The organism is Levilactobacillus hammesii DSM 16381 (assembly GCF_001434395.1).
Classification (GTDB): domain Bacteria; phylum Bacillota; class Bacilli; order Lactobacillales; family Lactobacillaceae; genus Levilactobacillus; species Levilactobacillus hammesii.
Map to the genome: position 1 here is coordinate 154,098 of NZ_AZFS01000064.1, position 26,687 is coordinate 180,784.

Annotated in this window: 23 protein-coding genes, 1 tRNA gene and 1 CRISPR repeat array; of the genes, 19 read left to right on the forward strand and 5 right to left on the reverse strand. The window is 50.1% G+C overall.

The genetic code is table 11. From position 1 onward, the window contains the following. Positions 1 to 10: 10 nt before the first annotated feature. From FD28_RS11125 to FD28_RS11140, 4 genes are all read left to right on the forward strand, one after another. Positions 11 to 1,141 carry an exonuclease SbcCD subunit D gene (locus tag FD28_RS11125; RefSeq protein WP_057735120.1) on the forward strand — a complete coding sequence of 377 codons (1,131 nt, stop codon included), beginning with the start codon at positions 11 to 13 and terminating at the stop codon, positions 1,139 to 1,141. Next, on the forward strand, positions 1,141 to 4,296 hold the full coding sequence (locus FD28_RS11130; RefSeq protein WP_057735121.1) for an AAA family ATPase: 3,156 nt from the start codon (positions 1,141 to 1,143) through the stop codon (positions 4,294 to 4,296). The genes FD28_RS11125 and FD28_RS11130 overlap by 1 nt, the downstream gene beginning before the upstream one ends. Positions 4,297 to 4,773: 477 nt before the next feature. Further along, complete coding sequence (locus FD28_RS11135; RefSeq protein WP_057735122.1) at positions 4,774 to 5,757, forward strand: choloylglycine hydrolase family protein; 984 nt, start codon at positions 4,774 to 4,776, stop codon at positions 5,755 to 5,757. Between the two features lie 12 nt (positions 5,758 to 5,769). Further along, entirely contained in the window at positions 5,770 to 6,216 is a 447-nt protein-coding gene (locus FD28_RS11140) for a GNAT family N-acetyltransferase (RefSeq protein WP_057735123.1), read from the forward strand. Positions 6,217 to 6,263: 47 nt separating this feature from the next. On the opposite strand, the gene FD28_RS11145 is transcribed toward FD28_RS11140, so the two are convergent. Beyond that, entirely contained in the window at positions 6,264 to 8,513 is a 2,250-nt protein-coding gene (locus FD28_RS11145; protein WP_057735124.1) for a glycoside hydrolase family 3 C-terminal domain-containing protein, read from the reverse strand. Positions 8,514 to 8,934: 421 nt separating this feature from the next. Between FD28_RS11145 and FD28_RS11150 the strand changes: the two genes are divergently transcribed. The 7 genes from FD28_RS11150 to FD28_RS11180 all read left to right on the forward strand — a co-directional run bounded on the left by FD28_RS11150 (position 8,935) and on the right by FD28_RS11180 (position 16,881). Beyond that, the gene (locus tag FD28_RS11150) at positions 8,935 to 10,575 is read left to right on the forward strand and encodes a peptide ABC transporter substrate-binding protein (RefSeq protein WP_057735125.1); all 1,641 of its coding nucleotides are present in this window, start codon (positions 8,935 to 8,937) and stop codon (positions 10,573 to 10,575) included. A 651-nt stretch (positions 10,576 to 11,226) separates the two neighbouring features. After that, positions 11,227 to 11,775, forward strand: coding sequence for a DNA-3-methyladenine glycosylase I (locus tag FD28_RS11155; RefSeq protein WP_057735126.1), 549 nt, complete (start codon positions 11,227 to 11,229; stop codon positions 11,773 to 11,775). 511 nt (positions 11,776 to 12,286) lie between these two features. Next, positions 12,287 to 13,099: a MetQ/NlpA family ABC transporter substrate-binding protein gene (locus FD28_RS11160; RefSeq protein WP_057735127.1), complete on the forward strand. Its 813-nt coding sequence runs from the start codon at positions 12,287 to 12,289 to the stop codon at positions 13,097 to 13,099. 256 nt (positions 13,100 to 13,355) lie between these two features. Then, positions 13,356 to 14,417: a methionine ABC transporter ATP-binding protein gene (locus tag FD28_RS11165; RefSeq protein ID WP_083478182.1), complete on the forward strand. Its 1,062-nt coding sequence runs from the start codon at positions 13,356 to 13,358 to the stop codon at positions 14,415 to 14,417. Then, positions 14,418 to 15,101, forward strand: a complete 684-nt coding sequence (locus tag FD28_RS11170; RefSeq protein ID WP_057735128.1) for a methionine ABC transporter permease — start codon at positions 14,418 to 14,420, stop codon at positions 15,099 to 15,101. 162 nt (positions 15,102 to 15,263) lie between these two features. Beyond that, positions 15,264 to 16,235 (forward strand): DMT family transporter, encoded by a 972-nt coding sequence (locus FD28_RS11175; protein ID WP_057735129.1) that lies wholly within the window; start codon positions 15,264 to 15,266, stop codon positions 16,233 to 16,235. Positions 16,236 to 16,260: 25 nt separating this feature from the next. Beyond that, positions 16,261 to 16,881, forward strand: a complete 621-nt coding sequence (locus FD28_RS11180) for a histidine phosphatase family protein (RefSeq protein ID WP_057735130.1) — start codon at positions 16,261 to 16,263, stop codon at positions 16,879 to 16,881. 667 nt (positions 16,882 to 17,548) lie between these two features. Here FD28_RS11180 and FD28_RS11185 read toward each other — a convergent pair. Both FD28_RS11185 and FD28_RS11190 read right to left on the reverse strand, forming a co-directional pair. Continuing rightward, positions 17,549 to 17,764 (reverse strand): P8 family protein, encoded by a 216-nt coding sequence (locus FD28_RS11185; RefSeq protein ID WP_057735131.1) that lies wholly within the window; start codon positions 17,762 to 17,764, stop codon positions 17,549 to 17,551. Between the two features lie 172 nt (positions 17,765 to 17,936). Beyond that, entirely contained in the window at positions 17,937 to 18,320 is a 384-nt protein-coding gene (locus FD28_RS11190) for a glycine cleavage system H family protein (protein ID WP_057735132.1), read from the reverse strand. 218 nt (positions 18,321 to 18,538) lie between these two features. Here FD28_RS11190 and FD28_RS11195 point away from each other — a divergent pair, with 218 nt between their 5' ends. Both FD28_RS11195 and FD28_RS11200 read left to right on the forward strand, forming a co-directional pair. Next, entirely contained in the window at positions 18,539 to 19,573 is a 1,035-nt protein-coding gene (locus FD28_RS11195) for a lipoyl protein ligase domain-containing protein (protein ID WP_057735133.1), read from the forward strand. Position 19,574: 1 nt separating this feature from the next. Then, on the forward strand, positions 19,575 to 19,883 hold the full coding sequence (locus tag FD28_RS11200) for a DUF7671 family protein (RefSeq protein ID WP_057735134.1): 309 nt from the start codon (positions 19,575 to 19,577) through the stop codon (positions 19,881 to 19,883). Positions 19,884 to 20,175: 292 nt separating this feature from the next. Here the strand turns inward: FD28_RS11200 and FD28_RS11205 are convergent, their stop codons facing one another. Further along, a complete protein-coding gene (locus FD28_RS11205) occupies positions 20,176 to 21,828 on the reverse strand; it encodes a peptide ABC transporter substrate-binding protein (RefSeq protein WP_235806895.1) in 1,653 nt (550 codons plus the stop codon). Between the two features lie 207 nt (positions 21,829 to 22,035). On the opposite strand from FD28_RS11205, the gene FD28_RS11210 reads away from it, so the two are divergent. From FD28_RS11210 to FD28_RS11230, 5 genes are all read left to right on the forward strand, one after another. Further along, the gene (locus FD28_RS11210; RefSeq protein WP_057735135.1) at positions 22,036 to 23,172 is read left to right on the forward strand and encodes an A/G-specific adenine glycosylase; all 1,137 of its coding nucleotides are present in this window, start codon (positions 22,036 to 22,038) and stop codon (positions 23,170 to 23,172) included. 70 nt (positions 23,173 to 23,242) lie between these two features. After that, positions 23,243 to 23,563, forward strand: coding sequence for a hypothetical protein (locus FD28_RS11215; RefSeq protein ID WP_057735136.1), 321 nt, complete (start codon positions 23,243 to 23,245; stop codon positions 23,561 to 23,563). Positions 23,564 to 23,574: 11 nt separating this feature from the next. Beyond that, positions 23,575 to 24,186, forward strand: a complete 612-nt coding sequence (locus FD28_RS11220) for an alpha/beta hydrolase (RefSeq protein ID WP_057735137.1) — start codon at positions 23,575 to 23,577, stop codon at positions 24,184 to 24,186. Between the two features lie 193 nt (positions 24,187 to 24,379). Continuing rightward, positions 24,380 to 24,583 carry a cold-shock protein gene (locus FD28_RS11225; RefSeq protein ID WP_024746588.1) on the forward strand — a complete coding sequence of 68 codons (204 nt, stop codon included), beginning with the start codon at positions 24,380 to 24,382 and terminating at the stop codon, positions 24,581 to 24,583. Between the two features lie 150 nt (positions 24,584 to 24,733). Then, positions 24,734 to 24,973 carry a cytochrome b5 domain-containing protein gene (locus tag FD28_RS11230; RefSeq protein ID WP_057735138.1) on the forward strand — a complete coding sequence of 80 codons (240 nt, stop codon included), beginning with the start codon at positions 24,734 to 24,736 and terminating at the stop codon, positions 24,971 to 24,973. A gap of 255 nt (positions 24,974 to 25,228) precedes the next feature. Next, positions 25,229 to 25,927: a CRISPR direct-repeat array (repeat unit 28 nt; unit sequence GTATTCCCCATATGTATGGGGGTGATCC). Positions 25,928 to 26,071: 144 nt separating this feature from the next. On the opposite strand, the gene FD28_RS11235 is transcribed toward FD28_RS11230, so the two are convergent. Next, positions 26,072 to 26,145, reverse strand: a tRNA-Arg gene (locus FD28_RS11235). A 139-nt stretch (positions 26,146 to 26,284) separates the two neighbouring features. Between FD28_RS11235 and FD28_RS11240 the strand changes: the two genes are divergently transcribed. Beyond that, positions 26,285 to 26,590 carry a hypothetical protein gene (locus tag FD28_RS11240; RefSeq protein WP_057735139.1) on the forward strand — a complete coding sequence of 102 codons (306 nt, stop codon included), beginning with the start codon at positions 26,285 to 26,287 and terminating at the stop codon, positions 26,588 to 26,590. Positions 26,591 to 26,687: the final 97 nt, after the last annotated feature.

The window sequence follows — 26,687 nt, forward strand, 5'->3', positions numbered from 1 at the left end:
GAGATAACGGATGCGTTTTTTACATACAGCGGATTGGCACATTGGTAAGAAACTTCATGGCTATGATTTATTGACGGAACAACGCGATGCTTATGAGCAAATCAAAGCCATTGCTCTGGCAGAACAGGTGGATGCGGTAGTGATTGCCGGAGATCTCTATGATCGGGCGCTTCCTAGTGAGGATGCCGTGAGCACTTTGGACGCCATGCTCGTCGATTTGAATCGGCAACAGCAGTTTCCATTGTTGGCTATCAGCGGGAACCACGATTCGGCCGTGCGCCTGAGCCAGGGGAGCGAGTGGTTTGCAAGCACCGACTTTTATTTAAAAACGACCATTGCTGATGGGGTTAAGCCGGTGGTACTGGGCGACACACAATTTTTCCTGTTACCTTACTTTGAGCCTTTTGCCGTGCGTCAATACTTTCAGGATGACAGTCTCAAAACGGTGGCGGCGGGTATGGCCCGACTGGTTACGGCGATGCAGGAACAGTTTGATCCGACAAAGAAGCACGTCTTAGTGGCCCATTTCTTTGCGGCAGGTAGCCAGCATAGTGACTCAGAAACCTTGGTTCAAGTGGGGGGATTAAATGCTGTGCCAGTTGATCTGTTGACACCATTTGATTACGTGGCTTTAGGGCATCTTCACCGCAAAGAAGCACTTCAAAATGAACCGACGATTAAGTACAGCGGTTCTCCTTTGAAATTTTCAACCAGTGAAGCCGCCGATACCAAGGGGGTCTGGATCGTGGACACGGATAAGACGCCCGTTGAAGTGACGTTTAAGCCCTTGAAGCCGTTACATGATCTGGTGGTCTTGACGGATTCCTTTGCACATTTAATGGATCCCGAAGTGAAGTACAACGTGACGCCAGATGATTTCATCGCAGTGGCGTTAACGGACACAACTCCCATCGCCAACGTCATGCAGCGATTAAAAACACGCTTTCCGAAGATCATAGAGCTTCAGCGGGTGAATCAGTTGGATGTTACACCGGAAACTTTAAATATTGAAGAAGTTCAGCGCGATCCGTTGACCTTATTGGGTGATTTCTTTGGAACGGTTACGGATCATGCGCTAACCGAACAACAGCAGGAATGGGCAAAGACCACCCTACAGCAAGCTATGAAGGAGGAAAACTAATGCGACCTTTGACTTTACGCCTCCAATACTTCGGTCCTTATCGGGACGAGATGATTGATTTTAAGAAATTCGATGCGACCCCTTTGTTTTTAATCAGCGGTAAGACAGGAAGTGGCAAAACCACCATTTTTGATGGGATGTGTTATGCCCTATTTGACCAGTCTTCTGGTGTTGATCGAGAACCGCAGGAAATGCGTTCGGATTTTGCAACGACCCAGGATCACACCCGGGTGACCTTTGAATTTAGCCATCGTAATCGGCGTTATCGACTTATTCGAGAACCTGCACAAACGTTACAGAAAAAGCGGGGATCTGGGGTTAGACGGGCAGCTGCGAGCGTTGAACTGACCGTCTTTGAAAACGATGCAGAAATTGCTCAGCTCACGAAATCACGGCAGGTTGACGACTATTTGCAAGAGTTGTTGCAGATGGACGGTAAGCAGTTTGCTCAGATTGTATTGCTCCCACAGGGCGAGTTCCGTCGTTTCTTAGTGGCGCCTAGTGAGGACAAAGCGGCTGTACTCGAACAGCTATTCAATACAGAAATCTTTGCGCAATGGACGGATAAACTACGTGATAAATTACGGCGGGATCGCGCCCAAAACGAGGAAGCGGACCAGCAGCTAAGTCGCTCTCGGAGTAGCCTTACTTGGACGCCAGTTAACCAAGATCGCGCGGCCGAACTGGTGGCAGCACACCAAATAACGCCATTATTGGCCTTGATGGCGGATCAGCAACAGCAGGCTAAAGCCACCGTCGCCGAGCTAACGACGCAGGTCACGACGGCTCAGCAGCAGGTCAAAACGTTGACCCAACAGGATACACGTGAGGAGCAGTTGGTCCGTGACCAACAACAATTGCGGTCACAAGAAGACCAGCAACAGCAATTGGCCACACAAAAGCCAGCAATGACAACGCTGCAACAAACGATTGCTACGTTAGAGTGGGTTCAAAGCATCCAGCCGCAGTGGCAGGAACGCAGCGGGGCTCGAGCAGACCTGCAACAGCGCCAAGCGGCTCAGCAACAGGCCCAGACACGGTTGACTAAAGCGCAAACGATGCAGGCGAGTGCACTGGCTGCGCAAAAGGAATTGCTTCCCGTTTCACAACGGATTGCGGCAACGAAGGATGAATTAGCACAACGCGCGAAGATTAAGCCAATTTATCAGCAGATTGCGGATCTGACGGCGCAGTTGGTGACGGCACGAACGGACTTGACCAGTGTTCAGCAGGTTGTGACCACGGTGCAGGCGGCTTGGGATCAAAATCAAAAAGATCAGCAAGAGCAGCAGAAACTTGTCGATGGTCAGAGCGCCCTTTATCAGGTCAGTCAGTCGCTCACAACGCAAGCCGCACAGCTGAAAGAGTGGCAACGTCAATTGGCGACCCTACAAACTGACACTCAGCAGCAGTCGCAATTGACACAACAACTAGAAAAGGTGACCACACAAGTCGCAGCACAGAAGGCGACAACTACCCAAGCGCGGCAACGAGCAGAAGACCTGAACCAAGAACTTTTGAACCATGAGATCGTGCGCTTGGTTGGCCAGCTAAAACCAGGGAGTCCTTGCCCCATCTGTGGGGCTACGGATCATCCGGCACCGGCGGCTATCGCTGATACCACGGTCACGGAACTTGAGGTCAAACAGGCCCAAGCAGCTGCGCAACGGCAACAAGATCAGCTCACCCAATTGACGACACAGCAACAGAGTCTGCATGCGGCGGTAACCGATCAAGAAGAAAAGCAGCAAACGGCGCTACAAGCCCTACGTGAGAGCTTACCTGAGCTGCCGGCTGCGGTCACTCAGCTTGCTGATATTGACCAATACCTGCAACGCTTAACGACGACGTATCGGAAAAAAATAACTGAAAACAAGCAGCAATTAGCCGCGGTCGATCAGGCACAAAAGCAACTGCAACAGTTGACGCAACAGGCTGCACAGCAACAACAACGTTTACAGGCGGCCCAAACGGCACAACAGGAAAAGATGCGTACGGTAGACCGCTTAACAGCACAGTTAGCGACGCAACGACAACAGTTGCCAGAGCAAGCGGCAACCCTAGGCGAATTTCAGGCCGAGGAACAACGGCTGCAAGATCAGTTGACCGCTGATCAGCAGGCTTGGGATGCGGTTACCCAACAGGTCACGCAGACAAATGATCGTTTAACTGTTGCGACGACTGAAGTTAAGACGGCCACAGACGAGTGGAAGAAGAGCCAGCAACGGTGTCAGACTGCTGAAAATCAGCTTCACGAAACGTTGGTACAGCACTATGAAACGGTAACGGCAACCACGGAAACGGCGGTAGCCGATCACCTGCTTGAGGTGAAGACGCTGACGGAAAAGCGGGCGAAGCTCCAAGCTTTTCGAACGCAGCAGGAACGGGTCGCTACAACTATTGCGGAGCTCAAGAAGCGCGTTGCCGATCGACCGGCTCCCCAGCGCGAGCAGACACAAGCAGCGCTGCAGGCCGCTTCAGCACAGGTGAATACTTTGCAAGATCAACGACATACACAACAAGATCAGTGGCAGCATAATGCCGAGGTTGTGGCCAATTTGCAACGACAAATTGAGCAGCAAGCGGTTGCCGTTAAGCAAACGCAGGAGCTGACGGAGCTGGTCGGCGTGGTTAACGGGGATGGTCCGAATAGCAAATTAGGCTTGGAACGGTATGTTCTGCAGACCTATCTGCGGCAAATCTTGACCGTCGGCAATCACCGGTTGCAGCAATTGACTAACGGCCGCTACCAGTTCTTGGTCGATGAACAGCCGGCCACTTATAAGAAAAATTCCGGATTGGAAATTAACGTCTATGATGACCACGTGGGTGAGCAACGTAGCGTGCACACCTTATCTGGAGGCGAGAGCTTCATTGCCGCGTTGGCGTTGGCATTAGCGTTGGGAGAGGTCATTCAGCAGACGACGGGGAGTGTTGACGTCGATGCACTATTCATCGATGAAGGATTTGGATCGCTTGATGAGGATGCCTTGATGACGGCGCTCGAATCATTGGAAACCGTCGAAGGCAAGCATCGGATGATTGGAATTATCAGCCACGTGAGTGAATTACGCGCACAAGTGCCGAACCAGCTGCAGGTGGTTAGCAATGGAAATGGTGAAAGTAAGATTACCTATCAAATCGATGAAAGCTAGCGAAATGTTTCACTTGGATGCGTTTGGGACTTGTTTGTCGTCAGACTGATGATTTTTGCTAAGCAGCAAGTTGGTGAAATGGGCTGTGGGCGGCGCCTTTTCGGCTGCTGACCGATAAATAGCGGTTAACAGCCGGCCCTTTTTGAAAGGCGCCAGTGTGTTCGACAGAAATCACCCGTCCTTAAGAAAAAAGCAGGGGGCAACAATGCCTGTGATTCACAAAGGCTAAAACGAGTCCCGCAAAACTTTGGATTGCATTAAATGACCATTTTTGATAGTGATTTTCTCACAGCTATCTAATTGTGGTGGGTGACCGTTTCACCCGATTACGGTTCTGGGGTTAAACCTTAAAACGCCGGTATCATGCATTTTGATAGGTATTTTTAAAAACGGTTATATAATCAACGATTATGCGTGCACAACATCTCATTTGGGTTTAGAATAATAAATAACTAAATTGGAAACGGGATGATTTTGATGTGTACTAGTTTGACCTATGAAAATAGCCAAGGTGATCATTTCTTAGCTCGAACCATGGATTATGGCTTTGAGTTGGGTGGTCAGCCAATCTTCATGCCACGGCAACAAAAGATTCAGGGGGACGCCGGCGAATTTACCACCAAGTATGGTTTCATTGGGGCTGGCCGCAATCTGAGTCATTATATGTTTGTGGACGGGGTTAATGAATTTGGTCTGGGTGCAGCGGCCCTATACTTTTCTGACTACGCGAAGTATGCACAGTCGGCACCTGCTGATAAGCTGGGCATTGCGCCGCATGACCTGACGGCTTGGGTTTTGGGAAATGCCAAGAGTGTTGCTGACCTGCGCGAGTTGATCACGCAGGTTCAGATCGTGGATAAGCCAGTTGGGTTGCTGGGAATTACGGTGCCTTTGCACTTTATCTTCAGTGATCCAACTGGTGATACTGCCGTTCTGGAAGCTACCGATCAGGATCTACACTTGATCGCTGATCCGGTCGGTGTCATGGCAAATTCGCCGCAGCTAAGCTGGCATTTGCAGAACTTGAGTACTTATGGGACTTTGGTGGCTGATACGCGCCCGTTGCACGATTACCAAGGCTTTGAGCTGAAGACGGTTGGTCCCGGAACTGGGGCGTTCGGAATGCCGGGCGATTACACATCACCGTCACGGTTTATTCGAACGGTCTTTAATAAACATTACAGTCGGGCTACGGCTGATACGCCATCCACGCTGAATCTGTTACAACATTTGCTAGACGGCGTGACGATTCCCAAGGGCGTTAAGCTCAAGCCAGATGGAAGCAGTGACTACACCCAGTATCGTGGTTACATGGGACTTAATGAGCGCGCCTACTACATGGAGCCTTACGATAATTTAGAACTGCAACGGGTTGCCATTACTGATAAAATGTTAGAGGAGTGGGACACACCGGTGGAGTATCCGCTGGCCCATCAGCCCCACATTAAAACTCTAAACTAAGCGGGTGAGTGAATGCCAGATTTTCAACAGAAGTGTTTTGCGCAGTTGACCACGACGGAGCTATTTGAAATTTATCGTGTGCGGGTGGCAGTATTTGTGGTAGAGCAGACGTGTGCTTATCAGGAGGTCGATGGCCTTGATGTTCAGGCCCAACACCTGTTTACACAGGATACGGCTGGCCACGTGACGGCGTATGCTCGGTTAATAGACGAGGGCAGTCAGGTCCGCATTGGCCGGGTGTTAGTCGCACCGGCCAATCGGGGCAACGGTTCCGGTCGGCAATTGGTGGATACGGCGCTTGCAGCTGCTCGGCGAACGTATCCGGCAGCCACATCTATTGTGATTCAAGCGCAAGCTTATTTACAGAAATTCTACGCCTCGTTTGGGTTTCAGCCAACGAGCGACGTGTATTTAGACACGGGCATTCCACACCTTGATATGGTGTTACCTTTGAGTTAAATATCAAAAAACAACCGTCATCCAATAGGGTGACGGTTGTTTTACACTTATTTTATATTAGCAGCGCGAATGAAGTTTTCAATGAGGTTTGCGGGCACACCCTGCGCAATCAAAGCACGTAGTGGCATGTTCAAAAACATTTGATCTTGTAAGACGGTCGGCTCACCGTTTTCATCGGTTGCGCTGAGCAGGCTAGTGTCTCCTTGTCCAGCCGGCGTTATGACGATCTTCTTGAAGAGGTCCAAGAGTTTGGGGTTCCAAGCGATCGTTGTCAAATAAGTCTCGTCGGTGATCGGGGCTGGCGAGTTCTTGAAGTCCATCGTCAGTTTACTCTGAAGCCGAATGTCACGAGAGGATTGTCCAATCATGATTTCGTAGTCGCCAGAATCGGCTTGCCACCGGTGTTTGCCCTGACGCCACCAACTGAAGTCTTGACGGTCAAGCTTCAGGGTAACGGTTTGCGTTTCCCCGGGGTCAACCGCAACTTTGGTGAAGTCACGTAATTCCTTGGTGGGCATTGGGGCGTGAGAGGCGTGGTTGGCAACGTAAAGTTGGGGAACGGCCTGTCCGGCACGATCGCCGGTGTTGGTCACGTCAAAGGTAACCGTTGCCCCGTGCTCGTTTTGCGTAACAGCTAGGTTAGTGAATTCAAATTCGGTGTAGCTGAGACCATGGCCAAACGGATACAGAACGTGCATTTCATGGGTATCGTAGTAACGGTAGCCCATGAAGATGCCTTCCGAGTAGAGCTCATGCCGTGGATCTTGTGCAAACGTGGGTGCCATTGGCGTATCGGTCAAGCGAACGGGGAACGTTTCCGTCAAATGACCTGAAGGGTTAACGGCGCCAGTTAAGATATCCCAAGTGGCTTCACCAACGGCTTCACCAGCGAGGTAAGTTTCAACAACGGCGGCCACGGTGTGAATCCAAGGCATTTCAACGGCTGAGCCATTTTGCAGAACAACCGTGGTATGGTCGTTGAGTTTGGCCAAGCTCCCGATGAGATCCGTTTGGTTTTCGGGTAACATCAAGGAGTGCTTGTCAAAGCCTTCTGATTCGGCTGCGGCAGGATAGCCAGCAAAAATAATGACGTGATCCGCATTCGCTGCGGCAGTCATCGCGGCATTGGCCAGTTGATCGTCAGTCTCACTTTCATCTAACTGATAACCAGGGTAGTAGTCGGCTTTCAGGCCGGTAGCTTGTAAGGCCTCCAGCGGTGTGACCACCTTAGTGGGGTTCACGTGTGAGCTGCCAGCGCCTTGATAGCGGGGATGTTCAGCCAACTCGCCAACGACCACAATCTTTCCGGTTTTACCGGGGGTCAAAGGTAATTCGTTTTGGTGATTCTTCAACAAGATGATACTGTCATCGGCCATCTTACGCGCAAAGTCGTGATGGGCCTGATGATCATACGTCGTTGCGGTAGGTGCCGGTTTCCACTTGTCCACCACGTGCAGCAGGTGGCGAACCGCCTTGTTCAACGTCCCAATATCCAGTTCGCCGGTTTGAACGGCGCGAATAATTTCATCAACGGAGGCTTGTCCCTTTCCTGGCATTTCTAGATCGAGACTCGCGGTCAACGCAGCTGCGTGGTCCGCCACCGCGCCCCAGTCGGACATGATGGCCCCGTGGAAGCCCCACTCGTCACGCAGAATGTCACGCAGCAGGTGGCGGTTTTGCGAATTGAGCACGCCGTTTGTACGGTTGTACGAGGTCATAATGGTAGCGGGATAAGCTGCCTTGACAATTATTTCAAACGTCCGTAAGTAGAGTTCACGTAGGGTTCGGGCCGACATATCACTTGAAGCGGTGAAACGCTGGTTTTCCCGATTATTGGCGACAAAATGCTTCACCGACACCCCAACGTGTTGGGATTGGACACCTTCAACGTAGGCGCTACCAAGCTTACCGGCGACCAGGGGATCTTCTGAAAGATACTCAAAGTTGCGACCGCCCAGGGGTGAGCGTTTCAAGTTCACACCGGGTCCCAGCAACAGACTCACTTGTTCTGCGCGGGCCTCTTCACCCAAGTGTTCTCCCAATTGGCGCATGAGAGATTGGTTCCAAGAGCTCGCACTTAAAGCAGCGGCGGGGTAGGTGATGGCTTTCACAGAATTTGTAATATCGCCGGCTGAGGCGTCGGGGTCCTGCTTCCGTAACCCCGAGGGGCCGTCCGTCATCATCAGAGCCGGGATGTCCAAGCGGTCCACAGCGGCCGTGTACCAAAAGTTTTTGCCGGAGACCATGGCGGCCTTCTCCGGTAACGTCAATGCAGCAAGCGTTCGTTCGATGTCCATACGTTCAAATCCTTTCTACTTGTTCAACTTGTCTCCAGTATACAGTTTTCCCTTTCGAGATGTTAGTAACCGGTTTTTTTCTTTTGACAAATCAGATAAAAGAGTCTATCTTTAGTCTTGTGCAATCCAATTCGATTATAAAAAGTAAGGAGGGAAAATCACGATGATGTTCAACGTCAACCAAAAACAAATGATGTTAGCCGCATGTTGCCAATGTAACGTGCTTGTTTGTGTTGCGTTCAATCGTGATTTTCCGGCTAACCAGTAGACTTACATAGCGACGACAACGGTAGCGACTGTTGTCAGTGTAAGCGGGTTTCCCATCACGATCAACGTGAGGGAAACCCGCTTTTTCTGTACTTAAGGACGAATTTAGGGATTGCACACCACTAAATTTGAGGATAAGGGAGCTATGAATTTTATGAAAAAATGGACGGGTATCGGCTTAGTTGCGGCAGTCATTGCGATGGGATTGGGATTAGCTGCCTGCGGTCAATCAGCTTCGACAACTAAGCCTTCGCAGGTCTTAAAATTACCGGCGACAGCGCAACTAGACACCATCGATTTAGCCAAGGCGACCGGCTACGGTCAGACCGGGAACGTGTATGAAAGTTTTTATCGTCTCGGGAAAAACGGTAAGGTCGCACCTGGCCTGGCGGATTCAGCTAAGGTTTCTCAGGACAAGAAGACCTGGACATTCCACATTCGTGACAATGCCAAGTGGAGCAATGGGGATAAGATCACGGCCCAGGACTTCGTTTACTCCTGGCGCCGGACGTTAACCCCGGCGACGAAGGCCTCTTATACGACGATGTTCTCCGGTATCAAGAATGGGGACAAGATTATTGCCGGCAAAGCCAATCCGGACACCATTGGGATTCACGCCAAGAATCGCCAGACGGTGGTCATTCAATTGGACAAGCCCATTGCTTACTTTAAAATTTTGATGGCTTACCCGTTATTTGCCCCGCAAAATGAAAAGGTCGTTAATAAATACGGCAAGAAATATGCCACAAAGTCAGAATACATGGTCTACAGTGGTCCCTTTAAGATTTCTAACTGGAGCGGGACCGGTAACACGTGGTCCTTTGTCAAGAATAACCAATACTGGGATAAGAAAGTGGTGAAGCTTCACCAGATTAATTATCAAGTCGTGACCAATCCCCAAACAGGTTTGAGTTTATACCAGAACAAGAAGCTTGATTTTGCCCAGTTATCCACGGAACAGGTTAAGAATTACAAGAATAACAGTGCCTTCAAGGAATACCCGTATTCAATTGTGATTCATTTGAAGTATAACTTTAAGGATGCCAATCAGGAGAAGCGGCGGATCATGAATAACCGTAACATCCGGCAGGCCATCGCACTTTCCATCGATCGCAGTCAGCTAACTAAGAAGGTGCTGGGGGATGGGTCCGTCACACCAACGGGATTCGTTGCGAGTGGCTTGGCCAGCGATCCTAAGACGGGCGAAGATTTTGCCAAGCAACAGACGGTTAAGAACGCGACGACTTACGATCCAACCCTGGCTAAGCAGAAATGGGCGGCTGGTTTGAAACAATTGGGGATTAAGAAGGTTAACCTGAATATCTTGGCCGGTAACGATGACGTTGCCGCCAGCACGGTGACCCAGTACCTGAAGAGTACGCTGGAAAAGAATCTCAGTGGTTTCAACCTCAAGATTGAAAATGTCCCAGCTTCCGTTGCCCAGTCTCGGTCGACCAGCGGTGATTTTGACCTTTACCTGTCTCACTGGGGTGCCGACTTCAATGACCCAATCTCCTTCTTGCAGATTCCGGTCAGTTCTAATGCACTGAACTACGGTAAGTGGTCGAACAAGCAGTACGACGCGTTGATTGACAAGGCGCAAGGGGCCGATGCCGGCAACAACGAGGCCCGTTGGCACGACATGGTTCAGGCGTCCAAGCTGATCAATAAAGAACAGAGCTTTACGCCACTCTATCAGGCCAACTACGCTTACCTGCAGCGGTCAGACGTTCAGGGCGTGATCCACAACACAGCGGGCACGCAATGGAGTTACAAGTTTGCTTACATGAAATAAGCGATGAGACCTTTGCACGGGATGTTGCGAGGCAACGTTCAAGGTGCGAACACCCTTGAACCCGAGTGACCTTAACTGCAGCGATGGTGGGCATCGCTGACGAGGACAAGCGCGGTTGAAGGGTCATCTCAGATAAAATACCGGTACGGCTAGACCAAACGCTAGCGGTGCCGGTATTTTTGCGATATACGCTGAAGATAAACTGAAAGTACGTAGACTACCAACTACGTTCCAGCTAATAGGCTTTGGAAAATTCAAGCTAGATTTTAATTTGCCTGCGGCCTGAAAAGCGGTCCTCCGGTTAAGGGGGTTCTTAACCCTGACATTGATGTGAACAGCAATTGACTGGCAACATTCATCCTAGTTTATGGACAACATACTGTGGAGCCGTGAGTGAGCTAAATTTGGGCTCAGCCGTGGGATTTTCCAAGTGTTCTACTTGGAAAATGGCGACTTTGAAACGCGGGCTATCGGTTCAAAGCGAGGACCGAGACCGCACTTTGGCTCGGACCGTCCTGCCCACAGCGTCCCGGCCCAAATTTGGCGAACGGTAAGGCGGCGTTGTGCCACTATGCTGTCGCTAGAAGTGCAAGTGACACGTGTCAGTAAAGTTTGGTATCATGGATAGGCAGACGGAAGGGGACGGAAACCATGGCAATTGGACCGAACGACGGGCAAGACTGGCACACAGATGGCGTCAAGGAGTATCACGCCTATTTTGGCACGCCGACGCACGATGACCACGTCCTGTTTGAACTCCTCACGGTGGGGGTTTTTCAAGTGGGACTGAGCTGGCAAGCCGCGGCTAGCAAGCTTCCCGTGTATCGACGCGTCTTTGCCGGGATGGCCATTCCCCAAGTGGCGGCCTTGATTGATGAGTTGGCCATTCCAGAAATTGCGGCCGATTCCGAGATGATTGGTAATCAGCGGAAGATTCGTGCGGTATTGAAGAATGCGCGTGCCATCCTGAAAGTTCAGCAGGAGTTTGGTAGTTTCAGTGCCTATCTGTGGGCATTCGTCAACGATACGCCGTTCCTGCTGCCTGCGGTCACGCGAGATGAAGTGACCAATCAATCCAGCCTCGGCAGTGCGGTAGCCAAGGACTTAAAAAAGCGAGGATTCAGTTTTGTGGGGCCCGTCGTCACACACATGTTTTTACTGGCTGCGGGGATTCTCCGCGAGCAGATTTTGGACGAATAAGTGAAATTTACGTGAGAATTTCTGCGAAGGTGAAACCGATTCGAAGTCAGTCGTGGCGGTGGAAAGCCGGTGTGACGGGGTTCGTTATAAATATATTTATTGTCGATTTTCCTTGACACCGGATTAAAGTTGCATTAGACTTGCAATTAAATTAAGCGATTGAAAACAATGTGATCAGGAGAGTAACCACCGTTAATGGTTTCAAGAGAGCTCGCGTTTTGCTGAAAGCGAGTAACCCACGGCGGGGTGAAGATGGCCTGAAATGAATTGGTACCGCTAAGTCCTTGTGATGAAGCGGTGATGCTTGGCACTCATTATCGTGCACGCACTTTAAGGCGCAAGCTGGCGAGTGTTAATGAGGGGTCAGTTTGCATCTGACTTGAATTAGAATGGTACCACGACAGAGTTCGTTTCTATTAATTTAGAAGCGGACTCTTTTCTTTTGGTCACCGTTTTCTCTCGCAACATTTAAGCAATTATATTATAAATTGGGATAAAGGGGATTTTGAGTATGAAGAAATCATTTAAACGGTTCAGTTGGCTCTTAGTATTGTTGATTCCATTGTTAATTGTGGCGGGTTGTGGCAAGTCCAGCAGCTCCAGCGACAAGACGGTTAAAGTCGGAATCATGGGTTCAGACGAAAAAATCTGGAAACCTATCCAAAAGAAGTTGAAGTCGGAAGGGGTCAACATCAAGCTGGTTACCTTCACGGATTACAACCAGCCTAACGCGGCGTTGACGAACCACGAAATTGACATCAACTCATTCCAACACACTTACTTCATGGATCAATGGAACAAGGCGCACAAGAGTGACATCGTCTCCATTGGGAAGACGGTACGCGCACCACTACGGTTATACTCCAAGAAGGTTAAGAGCGTTTCTGACATCAAGAAGGGTGCTCAAATTACCATCCCTAATGACTCAACTAACGAAGGCCGGGCCTTACATTTATTGCAATCTGCTGGCTTAATCAAGGTTGATTCCAAGGTGGCTTTACCAACGCCTAAGAACATTACGCAAAACAAGTTAAACTTGAAGGTTACGGCCGTTGACGCTGCTCAGACGCCACGTTCATTGACCGATGCAGCTGGTGCCGTAATCAACAACGAATTCGCTGCTGAAGCTAAGTTGCCAAACAGCGAAACCATTTACAAGGAAAAGCTGAACAAGGCTTCTATTCCTTACGTCAACATCATTGCGGCTAACAAGTCTGACAAGAACAACAAGACTTACAAGAAGATTGTGAAGGCTTACCAATCTGAAGCCACGAAGAAGTTAATCAAGAAGTACTTCCACGGCTTGTCCGTTCCTGCTTGGTAAACAATACGTATTATAGTAGGTTTGGGTTGCCACTGCGGGTTTAAAAGCACGTGGCCACTTAACCAACGTCCCTGAGTTAAAGACTTTCAGGCACCGCGCTGCGCCGATGATGTTATCCTCACAGCACGGTGCCTGATCGCTGTCAGGGTAGAAAAATGACTGAGCGAAAAAATTCAACTTGCAACGGGCGGCAGGGGTATTAAGATAAGTAGAGAGAAAAAATTGCCAGCATAGGGCGAGTAAGGAGAACGAAGATTTGACTAATGAAGCGATTATTCAGTTAAAAGATATCGACGTCACCTTCCATAATAAGGGGCAGACCGTTGAAGCTGTCAAGAAGGTTTCTTTGACGGTCAACCGGGGCGACATCTACGGTGTTGTTGGGTATTCTGGTGCCGGGAAGAGTACGTTGGTGCGGGTGATTAACCGGCTCCAGCGGCCAACTGCTGGTTCCGTTGAGGTGAACGGCCAGGACATTCTGAACCTGTCATCCCGCGATTTGCGGACGGCACGAACGAAGATTGGTATGATTTTTCAACACTTTAACTTAATGGCCTCCCGCACGATTGCGGATAACGTGGGCTACCCGCTTAAGGGGCGGTTGTCCCATGAGAACCGAAAGAAAAAAGTGGCCCACTTATTAGACCTAGTTGGCCTCAGCGAAAAGGCGGAAGATTACCCCGCCCAATTGTCTGGTGGTCAAAAGCAACGGGTGGCCATTGCCCGTGCTTTGGCCAACGACCCCGAGATTCTGATCAGTGATGAAGCCACCAGCGCGTTGGACCCCAAGACGACTTCCTCAATTCTGGCGCTGTTGAAGCGTTTGAATAAGGAGTTAGGCCTTACCGTGGTTCTGATTACCCATGAAATGGAAGCCGTGAAGGAAATCTGTAACAAGGTTGCCGTCATGGAAGATGGGAAAATCATCGAACGTGGGGACTTGGTCTCGATCTTCAGTCGGCCACAAAAGCCACTGACCCAAGACTTTATCAACACGGCGACCCAGATTAATCAGGCCTTGGAAAAGATCTTCCGGCAGGCCGATTCGCTCAACCTCAGCGAAAGTCAGCAGTTGGTTCAACTCCAGTATGTGGGAGCGAGCACCGATGCCCCACTGATTACGGAGCTGTACAAGCGTTACGGGGTTGTTTCCAACATTTTATATGGGAACGTCGAAATTCTGCAAGACACGCCATTGGGAAACCTGATTGTGGTTATGTCAGGGGAACCCGATAAGTTGGCGGCCGCTTGGCAATACTGTCAGGATGCTGGGATTAACATTACGCATTTAAATCCTAATGATACGGAGGTGGCCTAGATGAGCTTTTTAGCGAAGTATTTTCCCAATGCAGTGACGATGAAGGGTGACTTTATCCAAGCAACGGGTGAGACGCTGTACATGACGGCCATCACCGCCATTGTAGCTGGGGTTATTGGAATGGCGATTGGGATTGGGTTAATTGTGACCCAACCCGGTGGTATTTTGGAAAATCGCGTTATTTATAATATTCTGGATAAGATCGTCAATCTTTGCCGGTCCATTCCTTTCGTTATCTTACTGGCCGTGATCGCACCACTGACACGGATCATTGTGGGAACGGCGATTGGGACGACTGCAGCGATTGTCCCATTGGTTATTGGCTCGGCGCCGTTCTATGCGCGTCAGATTCAAAATGCCTTGGCCGAAGTTGACCGGGGTGTGATTGAGGCGGCTGAATCCGTGGGATCTGGTCCGATTGCCATTATCTTCCGTGTCTACTTAAAGGAAGGTCTGGCCGATATTATTCGGTCTTCCGTCCTAACGCTGATCAGTCTGATTGACCTGACCGCGATGGCTGGTGCCATCGGGGGTGGTGGCTTGGGTAACTTGGCCATCAACGTGGGTTACAGTCGGTTTGAATCGGATGTCACGATTATGGCAATGTTGATTATCTTAGTGATTGTTTTTGCCATTCAATTAATTGGTGATTTACTGGCCCGGCACGTGGATCACACGGCCTAGGGTCGCACATGAAGTGGGAGCAGCTCGTTGCGAGTTGCTCCCATTTTGGGTAGTTTAGTCGTTCAACCTGTAGATATGACTAAATAAATTGCCAAAGGGCTAAACTTTTCACCATTTCATCATCATATTCTAATGAATATCGGGTAAAATTGGAGAATTATAATGCACGCCGTGAGTGTGAGAGAGAAAGGATTCACAGGTTTGAAAAATTCAGAGGTATCGACGGGAAACGTCATTAAGGGTATTTTCTGGGCCACCATCGCTTCAGGGATGTTTGGGGTCTCCGGAACCGTTTTACAGTTTATTTCACAGGGGCAATCCATTCCCGTTGGCTGGTTCCTATCAGCGCGGACGATGGGCGCCGGGGTGGTTTTACTGGCCATCAGTTTGATTCTTTATGGTAAGCAGACATTTACGATCTTTCGTAGTTGGCGTGAAATCGCTTGGTTATTGGCCTATGCCTTGATCGGGTTGGGCGCAAACCTGCTGACCTTTTACATTGCCGTGCAGACAGGGAATGCAGCGGGAGCAACGATTCTACAATACTTAAGTCCCTTATTTATCGTGCTGGGAAGCTTGCTCTTTAAGCATGAGCGACCACTGCGAAGTGACGTGATTGCCTTCGTTGTTGCCATGGTCGGAGTTTTCTTGGCTATCACGCGGGGAGACTTTTCACAATTGGCCATTCCGCTGAACTCCATCTTGTGGGGGATTGGTTCTGGGATTACGGCTGCCTGTTACGTGGTGTTACCGCGGAACTTGGTTCGTGACGACGGACATGCTCCCATCACGGTACTCGGCTGGGGAACGTTTATTGCCGGAATCGTCTTCAATATTCACCAGCCGGTTTGGGTCAATACGCCACCGTTGACGGGAACACTGTTGGCCTCAATGGCAACGGTGATCTTGTTCGGGACGATTTTGCCCTTCTCACTATTGCTGTATAGCTCACACTTTGCGCCATCGGATGTGATCAGTATCGTGGATGCCGTCCAGCCAGTGGTGACGTTCATTCTGTCTATTATTTTCTTAAGCCTCGCGATCTCTACAGCCGAAGTTATCGGGTCTGTTTTGGTGATTGTGGCCATTTATTTACTCCAACGGGGTCGACGAAAGGTCGAAAAAGGGTTTTAATGGGAAATGAGGAAGTGACTGAGAAATGACAACTTTCGATTGGGTTCGCCACGGGCAAACGCAAGCCAACGTGGATCAAATTATGCAAGGCCAATTGGACACGACGGTGACCCATTTGACGGTTCGTGGTTTACAGCAAGCGGAGCACCTGGCACAGTGGTTGCATGCGCAGCGCTACGACCAGTTGATTAGCAGTCCGCTACACCGGACACGACAAACAACGGCGGCGCTGACAACAATGTTGAGTCTTACACCGTCGTTTGATGAACGGTTGATGGAGGCCGACTATGGTGACTGGACGGGAAAGAGTCTTCCGGTCATTAGTGAGCAGCGGCCAGAGGATTTTGATGCCGTTACGGGTGAAGCCCTTCCCGATGTTTTGGCAACGGTGGGCGGCGAGTCTTACCTGGCGATTCAACGGCGGGTTGGCCAGTGGCTGGCCGAGCAGGTCGTGGATCATCCGAATGATCATATCCTGGTGGTGAGTCACGGGTTAACGATCAAGGCGACGGCTCTGTTGATGCTGGCGTCTCCGGCGACGACCGCTTTACCAGAACCCACCAATACCAGCGTGACACGCATGGTGATTGATCCGGCGACGGGGCACCGTTACCTCCAGTTCTACGGTGTCAGTCCACAACTTTAAACTTAAACACAAGCCCCGCTATCCAGACTGTTCTGGATAACGGGGCTTTTACTGATTGGTTGAAAATACTTGTGAATGTCGAAGCTACGCAGCAGGGTAGCGGTTGGCCGCCTTACCGTTCGCCAAATTTGGACTGGAACGCGGTGGGCAGGACGGGAGAAGCCTGAAGAGCGGTCTTCTCCCTCGCTTTGAGCCGAAAAAAATCACGTCTCAAAGTCGCCATTTTCCAAGTAGCCCACTTGGAAAATCCCACGGCTGATCCCAAATTTAGCTCACTCACGGCTCCACGACAGGTTGTCCATAACCTGGGATGAACGTTGCCAGCTCAACGATGTCCACAACAATGCTAGGGAAAAGAACTTTCTTAACCGGAGGAGGCCAGAGATGGAGGCAGCCGTGACGACGGTGTTAGCCGATGGTCTTCGGCTTACAGCGTGGGACGTGTTTGGAGACCGGTGAACTCTGCCGGACTTCAAACCGAGCCGGAGGACCGCTTCTCAGGCCGCAGGCGGTCCCCACAGCGCCGGAATCTCTGGCAGCCGCAGGTGGGTGGCGACTGCCTTTTTTAATTTCAATTCTCCATTGGTGGAAAGTTTATAAGGTAAAGTGGGCAACAAAAATAACCCCACCGAAAACGGCAGGGTTATTTTTAGGTTGAAACAGCCGGTTACTTCTTGAGGTTGTCTTCCACGTAAGAACGAACTTCATCGTCGGACTTAGCGTCGATTTCCTTCATTGAAGCTTCAGTTTCATCGGTGTTGTGACCATTGGATTCCATGAAGTGATCCCAAAGAGCGTCACGAACAGGTAACGTTGCATCGGACCAGTCAAATACTTCGTTCATCTTTTCATCCAATAAAGCAGTCTTTTCTACAACAGCCATAACCATTACCTCCAAAAAAATTTTGGGGTCAGCGGATCTGTGATTGGCATGGGTACCACCGGCTTCAACTTTCATGGTAGTCCTTTAAAACGGAAATGGTAAATATTTTGTCTAATTCCTCGAAAAGATTGCTGGTGAAGCGGCTTATCTTAAAACGGGTTAATTAGATGGTTTAATCAAAATCGATCCGAATGTCTAACACCCAGTTTTCCAATTGTCGGTTGGAGTTGATGGCGTCGGGGTTGTCGACGAGAAAGCGATTGACATCAACCACGGTACCAGCGAAAGGTGTCTTGAAATTTTGAACCGCCTTATCACTTTCGACTTCAATGATATCTTCATCTTGATCAAGGACATCATCCGGCGCAACGATCAGATCAGCAAAGCTAACCTTACCAAGTTGTTGGATGGCCTCGCTGGTGAGTCCCAAGCGATAAATGCTGTGACGCTGTTCCCACCACACACCATTTAACGTGGTGACTTTAGGTTCTACGGGTTTACGACGAAAGAAACTTTTAAATATTTTCCAGAATGAGGGCTTTTGTTCTTCAGACATGGTCTATTTCCTCCCTTAAGGTTGTTACCGTCTTAGTATACCCTTATGCTGTAACCGCTGACAATACGTGAGCGGCAAGTTGTTGCCAGCTTGCCGGTATGCTAAACTAAAATCAAAATTAGTCGCACCCGGCGGTCGGTTATTTTCGACCAGATCGACGGGCGTCGGCTGGGTTAGGTAACGGTTTTAAAACTATAAGAACCCGAGGAGGCAACACCATGTTTCTCATTGATACGAATCGGCAGGGGCAAGTCGTGACCGATGCCGTGGTCAACCAATCCATTGATAACTACCTGGTCAATGACCTGAAGTTGCCTGGCCATGGACTGATGATGTATGTCAATCGGCCGGCAGTGATCGTCGGCATTAATCAAAATGTCACGGCCGAAGTGGACTTTCATTACCTCGCGAAACATGACGTTCAGTTGGTGCGGCGAACCTCCGGTGGGGGCGCCGTCTATCACGACGAACGCAACTTGATTTTTGAACACATTGTCAATGGCGATCCCCAGGACGGGTCCAAGTTCGGTGACTACACGGTGTTTGCAGAACCCGTGCTGAAGGCGTTACGGTCCATGGGAGTTGCTGACTTGGCGATCAGTCAGAAGAGCAATCTGGTGGTGAAGGATCGAAAATTTTCCGGCATGACGATGTTTAAAAATGGGGAGGGTTACGCCGCGGGGGGAACCATCATGTATGACCTCAACGTGGACGCTGCCCATCAGGCCTTGATTCCCGTCAGCGATCGGCGACATCGGGGAGTGGCCTCTAACCGGGTGCCGATCACGAATTTACGGCAGTACCTGGCCCCTGAGTATCAGAATTTAGATATTCAGGACTTTAAGACGGCCTTACTCTGTCACATTTTTGAGGTTGACCATCTCGATGAAATCGAGACGTATCATTTATCGGATCATGACTGGTCGGTGATTGATCAACGCTTGGCGGAAAAGTATGCGACGGATGCCTGGAACTTTGGCGCCAATCCGGGATTCCGGGAGTATCAGCGTTTAACCCTCCCCACCGGGCAACTCCATGTTAATTTTACGCGATGGCATGGTGAGCTGCGGGCCATTACCCTGTTTGGCACGGTCGGCACTCCCGAGGCGTTACACACCATTGCCGACGACTTAGTGGGGCAACCGACCACTGCGACAGCTATTCAGGCGGTGCTCCAACAGCCTGCGGTGGTCGCGGTATTGGGCACTGAAGCGGTGTCCCAACTGACTGAAATCCTAACAGAGAAGGCGTAGTATGAAAGCAAAATACGAAGTGAACCAGTACGTGGGTGTGCCCGTGGCCGCCAACGCTTCTGGAAAATATGAAATTAAACGGGAGCCCGATGGTGATTTTAAGCTGCACTCGTGGCGCACGGGGCGGCATAGCAAGGGCAAATACCGCGGTGTGGGCCAGATCTTTTTAACGGAAAATAATTTAAAGGTGGCCGTTGTGGCGGCCTATCCGGTTCCTTACAAGGAACGCCACGGCTATACGCCCATGGCTCGGTTAACCAGCGAGTTCGTTGGCGATGACGTGATCCAAACGGCGCAAGGACAACTGTGAGAAAGAGTGCACCAAGGGGCGGTTAGTCAGTGAGCATTAACGTTATTAAGGTAAAAATCCTGGGTTTGGATTATTACCTTAATGGCGTTAAGCGGAGCTGACTGCCCCTTGGTGCACGTTTCGGCAATATAAGATTAGAGCAACAACCTCAGAGCATTAACGTCATAAGGCGGAAAATCTCGGGGTGTCCCACGTTTCGGCACCATTATGGCAAAAATAAAAACGACGCTTTCAGAAGATTCCGAAAGCGTCGTTTTGAGTACTGCCTTAATTTTCATTTATGGAAGAGCCATTACTTAACAAAGTAGGCGCTCTTGAAGTTTGACTGGGTCCCAACGGTATTGTAGAGCACACCATTGAGTCTGGAATTGACCAGATAGGTGCTGGCCGGTTGAATCAGGGGCGTCACGCCTTGATCCTTCATGAGCACCCCCTCGGCATCGAGCAGGGTCCGCCAACGCTGATTGTTAAAGGTTGGGGCGTTGCTGGCGGTATCGATCAGACGATCATAGGTGGCACTGGACCAGTGGCCGATATTGGCTGTGTTATTACTGGTGAATAGCGACAGAATGGCCAACGGATCGGCATATTGGGCTCGTTGTGTCGTCAGGGATAGGTCGGTGTTGACCGGGGCCATTCGCGTGTTAATGGTCTGTTCACGTCGCTTTAACGTGAGGGACAGTCCAGGCAGTTGCGCTTCCAATTGATGGCGAATGGTCTTGGCGGCCATTCCACTATTGGTGCCATCCAGATAGCTGAGAGTCAGCGTGACGTGGTCAGCATGGGCCCGTTTTAGCGCGGTCTGCCACTCCCGTTTGGCAACCTTGGGCTGATAGGCCAAAGTCTTTTGATTGGGTTGTGCGGCGGCAAAATCAGCGGTTCCCTTGAGACCACGACTGAGGCCGGCCGGGACAACCCCCTGTGCCGTGAGGGAGGTGTTTCCGTAAGCCTGTTTGAGCAGTGCGCGGCGATTGATGGCATGTGAGATCGCTAAGCGGGCGACCTTTTGCTGCAGAAGACGATTGATCGTGGCATCGCGGCCGTTTTGCCGGTAATTTAACAGCACCATCTTTGAGTAAGGGCGGGCCGTGTAGTCGGCCTTCTTTTCGTAATACTTCATATCGGACTTACCTATGAGCCGCATTTCATCGAGCTTGCCACTATCGTAAGCATCCCACGCGGCGTCGACCGACTTGTAGGTCTCAACGTTGATGCGGCTGAGGTAGACGTGCTGGCGATCCCAGTAGTGGGGATTCGGTACCATATGCCAATGGTTGGCGGTGCTATTCTTACTGGTGACCATGAAAGGCCCAGCATAGACTTGGTAGCGTGGCTTGGTGGCATAGCGTTTGCCATACTTTTTAGCAATACGTTGATTTTGCGGGCCAAATAAAGGATAGGCCAGCTTTTGCGGCAATTCGGCCATCGGGTGTTCAAGGTGAAGGACGAGTTTAAATTTGCTAGGCGCACTGATGCCTAGTTGCGTGGCGGGCAGCTTGCCATCCAGAATCTGCCGAGCGTTCTTAATCCCATCGAAGAGGTCGGACTCTGGCGCTTTCGTCTTGGGTGACAGGGCGCGGCGCCAGGAAAAGACGAAGTCGGGTGCGGTGATGACGTCACCGTTGCTCCAGTAGGAGTCTTTCCAGAGGGTGAAGGTGTAGGTCGTCCGCGCCGCATTCACCTTAACGCTCTTGGCGAGGGCTAATTTAGGTGTGCTGTCACCATTGGATTGATAGAGGCCCTCAATGGTGTTGTTGAGCCGACCAAATTGGGTGAGCTTATCCGTGTCCAGCGTCGTCAAGGGATGGTTCGAAGCCAACGTCAACACCTGATTCTTCGTCATGACACCCTTGCTGTCACTAGGCGAGTCCGTTTCGTGGCTCATGTCGCAGCCAGTCAGGAGGCCACAAGCGATTAAAATAATGAGAATTCCCCAACGTTTCAAGTTTCTTCCTCCATACTAAGGTTGGCCCGTAACCGTGTACGGGATGCACTTGGGTAGCGTGCTGGTTACGCCTAAATATCCGGCGCAACGATAGTCTTCCCTGATAATAGGGGAGCGGCGGCAGCACGTCAAGGTTTAGTTGGGCAGTAAACTTGTGACTGGCTGATGGATTCGCTAGAATGGTAAAAACAAGGACGGTGGCACACTATGGAAAAATGGTCGGCGGCAACGATCCGCGACTTTCGCAAAACGCTGTTGGATTGGTATGACGAGGCGGGCAGGGATCTTCCCTGGCGACACGGACGGAATCCTTACCACACCTGGGTCAGCGAGGTAATGCTGCAACAGACACAGGTTAATACGGTCATTCCGTACTATGAAAACTTTTTGGCGACGTTTCCCACGGTCGCTGACTTAGCAGCCGCAGATGAGGCCACTCTGCTCAAGGCTTGGCAGGGACTGGGGTACTACTCACGGGCCAGAAACTTACAGCGCGCAGCCCAGCAATTGATGACGGACTATCAGGGGAAATGGCCACGCACAGCGGCGGAGCTGGAGGATTTAGTGGGCATCGGTCCCTATACGGCGAGCGCGATTGCCAGCATTGCCTTTGATCAGGTCGTGCCGGCCGTGGATGGCAATGCCTTTCGCGTTTTCGCCAGATTGTTGATGATTGAGGCTGATATCGCCAAACCCAAGACACGGCAACTCTTTACGGAAATTATCCAACCGATCGTCGACCCCCAACGCCCAGGGGCTTTCAACCAGGCCATCATGGATCTCGGGTCGAGTTACATGACGGCTAAGAATCCCGATCCGGCGCACTCACCGGTCAAGGCGTTCGACGCGTCCTATCGTGCTGGGCGGGTGCTGGACTTTCCGGTTAAGACCAAGGCTCCCCGGCCCAAACCGATGGCGTATTACGGACTGATCGTTCATTCACCGGCAGGCTACTTGATGGTGCAACGTGGTGCCAATGAGATGCTAACGGGGTATTGGAGCTTTCCCCTAGTTTTGCAGACGGATTTGCACGCGGATGACCACCAGCCGATGACTCTTGCGGCCGATATAGCCGCGCTTGAAGAGCAGTGGCGAAATGACTACCAACTTCCCCTGAAATTGACGGTCGTTGGCGGGCAACCCGTTAGTCAGACGTATACGCATCAACGGTGGCACGTGAAACTTTTGATGGCAGACTTACCAACCGCTATGCCGTTGGACTTCTTCCCCGGAAAATGGGTCCCAGCCGGCGAAATTTCGGCGTTGCCGCTTCCTAAAGTTCAGGAGAAAATGATGCAACGGTTTGCTAAACAGCAGGATTTCGACGGTTTTCGGGAGAATTAGTTTCAGTCGAGCGTTATTTGCTGTATTATCTAGTTAAACTGAAAACGGATTCGCGAGGGAGTGACTGGTCGTGCAAACGATTTTTGACGTATTAAAAACAGTTTCGGTAAATCATCAAGAAGTCGAAAGCCATCAGGTTGTGGTGACGGATGAAAAGGGAAAACCGAATGGTCTGTTGACCGATTTGTTACGGGACTTAATTGATAACGCGTTGTTATTTGTGTCGCTGCGAGACGTCAAGTCAGGGCCAGAATTAATCGACCAGCTGAAGACGCATACGCCGCTGCCTAACGACGTTTTGTCCGAATATGGGAAGATCCTAGGGGAAGTCTGTTATGGGCTTAATTTCGCCCCTAAAAAGGGCCAGATCGAGTTGATCGTTCGCCGTTAGGAGGAATCAACTTGGTAGAAGAGACCTTAATTGAAACGGCACCGGGGGCCAACACTGAGCCGCCGGTTTTGTTGTTACAGGGAACTGGCGGGACCAATACGGAAATGCTCAACTTTGGTCGTCGATTGGCGCCGCAGAGTCCGTTGGTGACGATTGCTGGGCGCTGCGGTGTCGGTGCCCAGCGCCAATATTTTCAGCAGACGGCAGCGGGACCGGTCAATCCGGAGCAGTTGAACGTCGAATCACAGTGGATTAGCGATGAAATAAAAATAATTTGTGAACACCACCATTGGGACAGTGAACGGCTAATTACGGTTGGTTATTCCAATGGGGCAGCGATGGCAGCCTACGGTATTCGAACGGGTCAATTGCCGGGAAATAGGGCATTGTTGTTTCATCCTTTGTGGCTAGCGGCACCGGAACGTGGTCAACGACCAAACTACCTGGCATGGCTGTCAGCTGGGCAACGAGACCCGTTGGTGACGGTCGCAACTGTGGCCAAAGTTGCGGCAGATTGCGAAGATCGGGGAATTGCCACGACACTCTTTCAGACGGGGGGCACACACATGCTGACACCCCAGGAAGTTTTAGCTGCTAAGGAATGGTTATCGGAAAATAATTAGGGCCTTATTGCAAAATAGTTTAAAAATATCGGAGTTTGCATTTGCTATTCTGGGAAATACCTGTTATCCTATGGTTAATGTATTTATGGTTCGGAAGTTTTAAAGGCTCGACGTTCTTATAAGAATGGCTCCTTTTTACCCCAGCTTTCAAATGCAAATATTATTGCGCTATGCGCATGGAGGTTTCATTCTTATGGAACAAGGTACTGTTAAATGGTTCAACGCTGATAAAGGTTACGGCTTCATCACTTTGGAAAACGGCTCAGACGTTTTCGTTCACTTCTCTGCTATCAACAGTGAAGGCTTCAAGACGCTTGAAGAAGGCCAACACGTATCCCTTGATGTAGAACAAGGCGACCGTGGCCCACAAGCTGCTAACGTTACGGTAGTTGACTAATTTACATTAGCCTAAATCGTGTCGTGAAAAACCATCAACTTCGGTTGGTGGTTTTTTTCTGTCCTTTAGTTATCATCTGAAAGGTGAATTGCTTGAGTTGTTGGTTCAGTCAGTTTATGATGGACCTAAATAAATGAGGCGGTGGTAGTTGTGAGTGAAAAAATCTTTTCCAAGGACGAATTAGCAAAGTTTGATGGTCAACAGGGTCAGCCGGCCTACGTCGCCATTGACGGGACTGTCTATGATGTTTCTGGCGTGGATGCTTGGGCTGGCGGCAAGCATCACGGCAATCTAGCGGGGCAAGAATTGACCAGTGTTATCGATGAAAAGTCGCCACATGGTCGTAAAGTTTTGGCCAAGCTACCAGTTGTTGGCAAGTACGAAGCTTAAAGAAGACACCAGATTGGCCGGAAAACTTCCGGCCTTTTTTTGATTCGACGATTTTTATGGCTGAAATTAAAAAGGTATAAAACAAGTGACGCGCCGCAGGTAATTATCTGCAGCGCGTCACTTATTTCGTGGACATTGGGATGAGTGAAATGACAATTGTGGATGAGGCCGACCTGATGTATGCTAAAGACACAAGTTAATTGAAAACAGGGATTTAGCTGTTTTCAAACATTGGTGTGGCGGCTTTTGTTTAGTGTATTCCCCATATGTATGGGGGTGATCCTTGAGCTATCAGGAAGGGAGTAGTGATTATGTTGTATTCCCCATATGTATGGGGGTGATCCCAGGTGTCACTAGCTCAGTCAGCCCCGCCGCTTGTATTCCCCATATGTATGGGGGTGATCCTGCTCACCATGATGGTTTATGACGGCAAGATCCGTATTCCCCATATGTATGGGGGTGATCCCGGCCAGCTTGACTCATCGGCGATGCAACTACGGTATTCCCCATATGTATGGGGGTGATCCCTTTGCTTATATCAGCCTTCAAAAGATAGTCAGGTATTCCCCATATGTATGGGGGTGATCCCTGTAGAAAAAAAGGCCGCTACCCTTAGTGAGCGTATTCCCCATATGTATGGGGGTGATCCTACACGAGTACTGGCGTTGTCTCAGGCATTCCCGTATTCCCCATATGTATGGGGGTGATCCCAGCGAATTTGTTCGGATGCCGACCGATAAAGTGTATTCCCCATATGTATGGGGGTGATCCTACCGATCAGCACGCGGGGGCTTGTTTCGGATGGTATTCCCCATACATATGGTGGTGATCCCTTGATTGTCAAGTCAGGCGTGATGACTCATGGGTATTCCCCATACATATGGTGGTGATCCCTAGTCGCGACCGACATGGCCCCCCGGGTTCTCGTATTCCCCATATGTATGGGGGTGATCCTCAAAATTCGTTTTAAAGGTGTGGCTAAGGTAGGTATTCCCCATGTGTAACGAAAAAATTGGTACTAAAAATCACAAAACGATTTCTAGTACCAATTTTTAATTGCTGAAATTTAGGACCTTTTGTCCCAAACGCCAAATATGATGTCGCAAGAGAGATTCGAACCCTCGACCTACGGTTTAGAAGACCGTTGCTCTATCCAGCTGAGCTATTGCGACCTAATGAGGTCTAACCAACAACTCCTTAATTATAGAGAAGCCGTCGCGCCCTGTCAATCGCGGATTAGCCGGGTTTACAAGTTGACAGCGCCCCCAGCTCTCCAGTAGAGTAAAGGCAGTTAGTGAGGGGGCAATGGACATGCTGGTCATCCACATCGTGGCAGAAATCGCCGTTTTCTTTTCGGCCATCTGTATTATTTACTATTTTTTTCAGATTACACAGGGGATGGGCAATAAACGGCAAAATTACGTGTATTGTTTATCCGCGGTGATTGTTCTATTATTGGCGGCGCCAGTGGCAAATCTGTCTCGTCAGAAGACGGTTAGCCCGACCGATCAAGTATCCAATCAGGTCCGCAAAGCTCAGAAGAAACGGCAGTCACAGCGGGAATCCCAACAAAAACGGGATAGCCAACAATCGTCAACCCGTACGACCACTAAGTAAACAATCTAATGATTTATATCAAGATATCAAGAATTTCTTATTTTCATAACACAATGCTTGCAATATTCCTGTAACATTTAGATAATATAACTGTAAC

Coding starts and splice junctions, on each gene's coding strand:
- FD28_RS11155 (WP_057735126.1), top strand. CDS start 11,227: ATGGCAATTGGACCGAACGACGGGCAAGACTGGCACACAGATGGCGTC.
- FD28_RS11195 (WP_057735133.1), top strand. CDS start 18,539: ATGTTTCTCATTGATACGAATCGGCAGGGGCAAGTCGTGACCGATGCC.
- FD28_RS11185 (WP_057735131.1), bottom strand. CDS start 17,764: ATGGCTGTTGTAGAAAAGACTGCTTTATTGGATGAAAAGATGAACGAA.
- FD28_RS11225 (WP_024746588.1), top strand. CDS start 24,380: ATGGAACAAGGTACTGTTAAATGGTTCAACGCTGATAAAGGTTACGGC.
- FD28_RS11135 (WP_057735122.1), top strand. CDS start 4,774: ATGTGTACTAGTTTGACCTATGAAAATAGCCAAGGTGATCATTTCTTA.
- FD28_RS11175 (WP_057735129.1), top strand. CDS start 15,264: ATGCACGCCGTGAGTGTGAGAGAGAAAGGATTCACAGGTTTGAAAAAT.
- FD28_RS11160 (WP_057735127.1), top strand. CDS start 12,287: ATGAAGAAATCATTTAAACGGTTCAGTTGGCTCTTAGTATTGTTGATT.
- FD28_RS11150 (WP_057735125.1), top strand. CDS start 8,935: ATGAAAAAATGGACGGGTATCGGCTTAGTTGCGGCAGTCATTGCGATG.
- FD28_RS11130 (WP_057735121.1), top strand. CDS start 1,141: ATGCGACCTTTGACTTTACGCCTCCAATACTTCGGTCCTTATCGGGAC.
- FD28_RS11190 (WP_057735132.1), bottom strand. CDS start 18,320: ATGTCTGAAGAACAAAAGCCCTCATTCTGGAAAATATTTAAAAGTTTC.
- FD28_RS11240 (WP_057735139.1), top strand. CDS start 26,285: ATGCTGGTCATCCACATCGTGGCAGAAATCGCCGTTTTCTTTTCGGCC.
- FD28_RS11170 (WP_057735128.1), top strand. CDS start 14,418: ATGAGCTTTTTAGCGAAGTATTTTCCCAATGCAGTGACGATGAAGGGT.
- FD28_RS11180 (WP_057735130.1), top strand. CDS start 16,261: ATGACAACTTTCGATTGGGTTCGCCACGGGCAAACGCAAGCCAACGTG.
- FD28_RS11125 (WP_057735120.1), top strand. CDS start 11: ATGCGTTTTTTACATACAGCGGATTGGCACATTGGTAAGAAACTTCAT.
- FD28_RS11210 (WP_057735135.1), top strand. CDS start 22,036: ATGGAAAAATGGTCGGCGGCAACGATCCGCGACTTTCGCAAAACGCTG.
- FD28_RS11200 (WP_057735134.1), top strand. CDS start 19,575: ATGAAAGCAAAATACGAAGTGAACCAGTACGTGGGTGTGCCCGTGGCC.
- FD28_RS11145 (WP_057735124.1), bottom strand. CDS start 8,513: ATGGACATCGAACGAACGCTTGCTGCATTGACGTTACCGGAGAAGGCC.
- FD28_RS11140 (WP_057735123.1), top strand. CDS start 5,770: ATGCCAGATTTTCAACAGAAGTGTTTTGCGCAGTTGACCACGACGGAG.